General features: G+C 71.1%; 6 protein-coding genes. 3 read left to right on the top strand and 3 right to left on the bottom strand.

The window, feature by feature from the left end:
• Both GPJ59_RS33065 and GPJ59_RS33070 read left to right on the top strand, forming a co-directional pair.
• Positions 1-621: polysaccharide deacetylase family protein (locus GPJ59_RS33065; RefSeq protein ID WP_219671607.1), on the top strand; the 621-nt coding region annotated here is incomplete at its 5' end.
• Positions 618-1,805, top strand: coding sequence for a YncE family protein (locus GPJ59_RS33070; RefSeq protein WP_219671608.1), 1,188 nt, complete (start codon positions 618-620; stop codon positions 1,803-1,805). The genes GPJ59_RS33065 and GPJ59_RS33070, both read left to right, overlap by 4 nt.
• 109 nt (positions 1,806-1,914) lie before the next feature.
• On the opposite strand, the gene GPJ59_RS33075 is transcribed toward GPJ59_RS33070, so the two are convergent.
• Positions 1,915-3,147, bottom strand: coding sequence for a cytochrome P450 (locus GPJ59_RS33075; RefSeq protein ID WP_219671609.1), 1,233 nt, complete (start codon positions 3,145-3,147; stop codon positions 1,915-1,917).
• Positions 3,128-3,916, bottom strand: a complete 789-nt coding sequence (locus GPJ59_RS33080; RefSeq protein WP_219671610.1) for a tRNA-dependent cyclodipeptide synthase — start codon at positions 3,914-3,916, stop codon at positions 3,128-3,130. The genes GPJ59_RS33075 and GPJ59_RS33080 overlap by 20 nt, the downstream gene beginning before the upstream one ends.
• A gap of 254 nt (positions 3,917-4,170) precedes the next feature.
• Between GPJ59_RS33080 and GPJ59_RS33085 the strand changes: the two genes are divergently transcribed.
• A complete protein-coding gene (locus GPJ59_RS33085; RefSeq protein ID WP_219671611.1) occupies positions 4,171-4,383 on the top strand; it encodes an EF-hand domain-containing protein in 213 nt (70 codons plus the stop codon).
• A 183-nt stretch (positions 4,384-4,566) separates the two neighbouring features.
• Here the strand turns inward: GPJ59_RS33085 and GPJ59_RS33090 are convergent, their stop codons facing one another.
• Positions 4,567-5,136, bottom strand: a complete 570-nt coding sequence (locus GPJ59_RS33090; protein ID WP_219671612.1) for a PadR family transcriptional regulator — start codon at positions 5,134-5,136, stop codon at positions 4,567-4,569.
• Positions 5,137-5,243 lie beyond the last annotated feature (107 nt).

Here is a 5,243-nt window from a genome sequence, read left to right on the forward strand (position 1 = left end):
CCGCGGCGCTTCCCCGGGCAGCCCGTGCAGATCGACCACGGCCCGCGCGACCGCCCCCGGGTGGCCCTCACCTTCCACGGCAACGGCGACCCGGCCACCGCCCGCGCCGTGCTGGCCGAGGCCGAGCGGGCCGGCGCGCGGGTGACCGTCCTGGCCGTCGGCAGCTGGCTCGACACCCACCCCGACCTCGCCCGCCGGATCCTCGACGGCGGCCACGAGCTCGGCAACCACACCCAGCGCCACCTCGACATCAACGCCATGGCGCAGGAGCAGGCGTACGCCGAGATCACCGCCTGCGCGCAGGTGCTCAAGCGGCTGACCGGCTCCATCGGCACCTGGTTCCGCCACTCCCAGGGCCAGTACGCCAGCCCCCTCGTCCAGCGCCTCGCCCAGCGGGCCGGCTACCCGCACGTCCTGTCGTACGACGTGGACTCCCTCGACTTCACCTCGCCCGGCGCCGCGGCCGTCACCCGCAACGTCGCCGGGACGGTCCGCAGCGGATCGGTGGTGAGCCTGCACTTCGGCTACGCGGACACGGTCGACGCGATGCCGCCCCTCCTCGAAGAACTCGCGCGCCGGAAGCTGCGCGCGGTGACCACCACGGAGCTGCTGACGCCATGACGACCACCCGCCTTCCCCGGAAGGCCACCGTGCTGCTCGCCGGACTGGTCCTCGCCGCCCTGGCCGGCTGCGGAGCCGGCACCAAGGGCTCGCCCGAGGCCCTCGGATCGGCCGGCGCGGGACGGCCCGCGAAGGCCGTCCCGGCGGTCCCGCCCGGCCTGCCCGGGATGCCCCCGCTCCTCGACCCGCACGACGTCTACGCGGCGGACCGGCCGAACATGCTGTCCCCGGTGGTCAAGGACTTCCCCTCCCGCGTCTACGTGCCGAACACCGCCTCCAACACGGTCTCCGTCATCGACCCGGCGTCGTACAAGGTCATCGACACCATCCCGGTCGGGGTCCAGCCGCAGCACGTGGTGCCCTCCTGGGACCTGAAGACCCTGTGGGTCAACAACAACCGCGGGCACACGCTGACCCCGATCAACCCGGCCACGGGCGAGGCGGGCGAGCCGGTCGAGGTCCACGACCCGTACAACCTGTACTTCACGCCCAACGGCAAGTACGCGGTCGTCATGGCCTCGATGGACCGCGAGCTGGTCTTCCGCGACGCCCACACCATGGACCGGGTCAAGACCGTCCCGGTGACCTGCTTCGGCGTCAACCACGCCGACTTCTCCGCGGACGGCCGGTACTTCATCGTCTCCTGCGAGTTCTCCGGCGAGCTGCTGAAGGTCGACACCGAGAAGATGGAGGTCATCGGCCAGCAGAAGCTCCCCTTCGAGGGCGCGATGCCGCAGGACGTGAAGATCTCGCCCGACGGCCGGACCTTCTACGTCGCGGACATGATGGCCGACGGCATGTGGGTGCTCAGCGGCGAGAAGTTCGAGACCCCGAAGCTGCTGCCCACCGGCAAGGGCTGCCACGGCCTCTACGTCAGCCGCGACTCCCGGGAGATGTACGTCTCCAACCGGGGCGAGGGCACCGTCTCCGTCTTCGACTTCAAGGCCGGCAAGCTCACCAAGAAGTGGACCCTGCCCGACGGCGGCAGCCCCGACATGGGCGGGGTCTCGGCCGACGGCAAGGTGCTGTGGCTGTCGGGCCGCTACGACTCCGAGGTCTACGCGATCGACACCACGACCGGCAAGCAGCTGGCCCGCATCCCCGTCGGCGGCGGCCCGCACGGCCTGGCCGTCTACCCCCAGCCGGGCCGCTACTCGCTGGGCCACACCGGCATCTTCCGCTGACGGCATTCCCCGGGGACCGGACGGGGTCCCCGGGGTGCTGCCGTGTCGGCGGGCCGTGCGGCGGGCGTGCGGACGGGCGTGCGGCCCGCCGGGCCGTCCGGCCGTCAGGTCACCAGGCGACCGGCAGCCGCTCCGGCAGCCGCTTGATGAACCCGGTCCGCCACACGAGGTTCTCCGCCGGGACCGCGAGCCGCAGCTGCGGCAGCCGGTCCACCAGGACCTCCAGGGCGATCTCGGCGTGCGCCCGGCCGAGGGCGGAGGCCGGACAGAAGTGCCGGCCGCCGCCGAAGGCGAGGTGCGCGTTGGGGCTCTCCCGCTCCAGGTCGAGCACCTCGGGCCGGTCGAACGCCTCCGGGTCGAAGTTGGCCCCTTCGAGCAGCACGAGGACCAGCTCGCCCTCGCGTACCAGCACGTCCCCGAGCCGGACGTCGGCGAGCGCGATGCGCGGCAGTCCGTCCCCCACGGACAGGTTCCAGCGCAGCAGCTCGTCCACGGCCTTCGGCATCCGCTCCGGACGGTCCCGCAGGTACCCGATCAGCTCGGGCCGCTGGAGCAGCGCGAGCACGGCCAGCACCAGGAACGCGGACGTCGAGACGGCGCCGGCCCCGAACAGGGACACGGCCACCGTCGCGAACATCTCGTCGGTCAGGTGTGCCGACTCCGGGTCGGCCTCCTTCAGGCCGGCGAACCTGCCGAGCAGCCCCGTACGCTCTTCGGCGGGCCGGGCGAGCTGCCCGGCCAGCTGCTCCGCGAAGTAGCCGACGTCCTTGTACCAGTTGAGCGCCGAGTCCGGGAACGGCTCGCGTGCGGTCATGAACGCGACGTCCAGCCCGGACATCAGGCGCCGCCAGTCGTCGAACGGCACCCCCAGCACCTGGCAGTGCAGCGCCGCCGAGAAGGGGTCGGCGAACCCCGCCCGGAGGTCGGCCGGACCGCCCTCGGCCACCATCGTGTCGATCAGCTCGCCGGCCGTGGCGTGCAGGACCTCCCGCAGGCCCTGCTGGCGCGGGTTGAGCGCCTTCATGACGGCGCCCCGCAGGCCGGCGCTGTTGATGTTCCCCATGTTGTTGACGACCTCGGGCGGGATCGTCAGCGCGTACTGGCGCGGGGCGCCGGCGTTCGCGGTGTCCTTCAGGCTGAACCGCTCGTCCTCCAGCACCTGCTTGGCCAGCGCGTAGCTGCTCACCAGCCAGGCGGTGTCGCCCGTGAGCGTGCGCACCTTGGCCACCGGAGCCTTCTCGCGCAGCCAGCCGCACTCCTGCGGCAGGACGTCACCGCGCCGGGAGAGCGGGAAGTCCAGGAGCGGCTGCTGCTCCGCGCTCTCAAGCTGCTCGGTACTCAACAACGTTCCTTTCAGGGCTTTCGGCGCTTTCGGTGCTTTCGGGGCCTTCGGAGCCGGCCGGGCCTTCCGTGCGTTCCCGGCTGTCCGGGCGCACGACCGCGTACGCCTGGTTGCGGGTGGCGCGCAGGCCCCCGCCGCGGCCGTAGAGGACCTCGGTCAGCGGCATCCGGACGTGGTAGGCCGCCACCGAGGACGGCACGCCCAGAATGCTCGGGGTGTCCACGAAGAAGGGAAGTTCCGCGGCCATGTAGTCGAAACAGACCTGCAACTGCCCGTCCGTGATGGATTCACCTTCCGGCAACTTCGACCCGACGAAGTGAAGGGCCATCTGCTCGCAGCCCTTACGGAATTCGTCATCGGTGTCGAGGAAATGGAGAACCCGCCGGTGCAGCAACCGGTACACCGGGTTGTCCTGGAATTCGGAAAGCGCCCTCACCCGGATCTCGGCTTGCTCGGGAGCGGCTTCCTCCACCCCCTTGAGAATCCGCCGCCGGACCGCCTTGATCTCCTTCGTGGCGCGCTTCTCCGCGTGTTCCGGGGTGTAGCCGAAGGCGGCGAACATCCGGTCGACGTGGAGGTCGGCGTAGACGAAGTCGACCTGCGCGAAGCGGGTCGTGGCCCACTGGGCGAGAGCGGCTATGCGCTCGGCGCTGAAGTAGCTGTTTCCAGGACTCACGCCGATGAGCACATGGTCGCCATCTTCCCAGATATGGCGGCAGGTACGGGTGAAGGGCAGAACTTCGAATGATGCGTCAGCTGTGATCGTCACCTGTGTGATCGCCCTTGTTGCCGCATGTCCCTGGGAGCCCTGCGCTCCTGGTGTGGCGGCAATGCCGTTACGTTATGCGCTGGTCCCGGAGCGTGACAAGTGGAACGTGGATCTGTTGGCCGGAATTATTGATTCCGTTTGCTGGAAGGGGAATCGAATTTCTGTCGACCGCTCGATCGGGACCCCCGGACCCGCGGCAGCGGCGGGGCCGCTACCCTGAGCCGGTCAACAAGCACGACGAAGGGGTGGACCCAGTGGCGGACATCGACAACGCCAAGGCGACGTTCGGTCGCTTCGACAAGGACGGCGACGGTTTCGTCACGGCCGACGAGTACCGCGAGGCCATGGCCGCGATGGGCGACTTCGCGGTGACCGGCCCGGTCGCCGACGCCGTGATCGCCGCCAAGGACGCGAACGGCGACGGCCTGCTCAGCTTCGACGAGTTCTGGGCCTCCCTGAACAAGTAACCGAGAAGCACCTACGCCGAGGCGTGGCGCCCCGGCCGAGCGCGCCCGCCGCGCCGGACCGGGGCTCAGGCATGCCCGGAGCCCTCCACAGGCGCCGTACGCGCGGACGGCCGAGGCGCCCGGGACCGCTCAGGCGTCGCAGACCGCTCAGGCGTCGCAGGCTGCTCAGACGCCGCAGGCCGCTCACGCCTCGGGGGCGGACGGGCCCGGACGCTCGGGGTCCATGTCCCCGACCACCTCCAGCGCCTCCTCCAACCAGCGCAGCCAGAACGTCTCCAGGGCCATGCCGCCGTGCAGCACGAGCCGGCGTAGCCGGTCCTCGTCGGCGGTGCGCTCCGGCGGGAAGTCCTTCGCGTCGATGGCCTCGTACACCGCCAACTGCCGCTGGTGCAGCTCCAGATGCCGGCGCAGCTCCAGCGCCAGCCCGCCGGGGCCCACCACGGCCGCCGCCCGGATGCGCAGCAGCAGCGGATCCCGGACGGCCTTCGGATCCTGGCTCTCGCCGACCCACCGGGCCAGCTCCGCCGACCCGGCCGGCAGCACCTCGAACTCCTTCTTCTGCCCGCGCGCCGGCTGCGCGCTCGGCAGCGCCCGGATCAGTCCGGCCTCCTCCAGCCTGCCCAGCTCGCGGTAGATCTGCTGGTGCGTGGCCGACCAGAAGTAGCCGATCGACCTGTCGAACCGCCGGGTCAGCTCCAGCCCCGACGAGGGCTTCTCCAGCAGGGCGGTGAGGATGGCGTGCGGCAGCGACATGCCGTCATCCTAGGGATGCGCCGCCCCGGCCACCCCCGCCTGCCACCCGGCCAGCTCCTCGGGCGTCCGCGGCCCCGCGGCCCCGGCGCTGTCTCTTCTACACATTT

This window comes from Streptomyces bambusae, from assembly GCF_019400985.1.
GTDB classification, from domain to species: Bacteria; Actinomycetota; Actinomycetes; order Streptomycetales; family Streptomycetaceae; genus Streptomyces; species Streptomyces bambusae_A.

Bases quoted from the DNA above. Each gene is read 5' to 3' on its own strand.
- GPJ59_RS33090 (WP_219671612.1), bottom strand. From the start codon at position 5,136: ATGTCGCTGCCGCACGCCATCCTCACCGCCCTGCTGGAGAAGCCCTCG.
- GPJ59_RS33070 (WP_219671608.1), top strand. From the start codon at position 618: ATGACGACCACCCGCCTTCCCCGGAAGGCCACCGTGCTGCTCGCCGGA.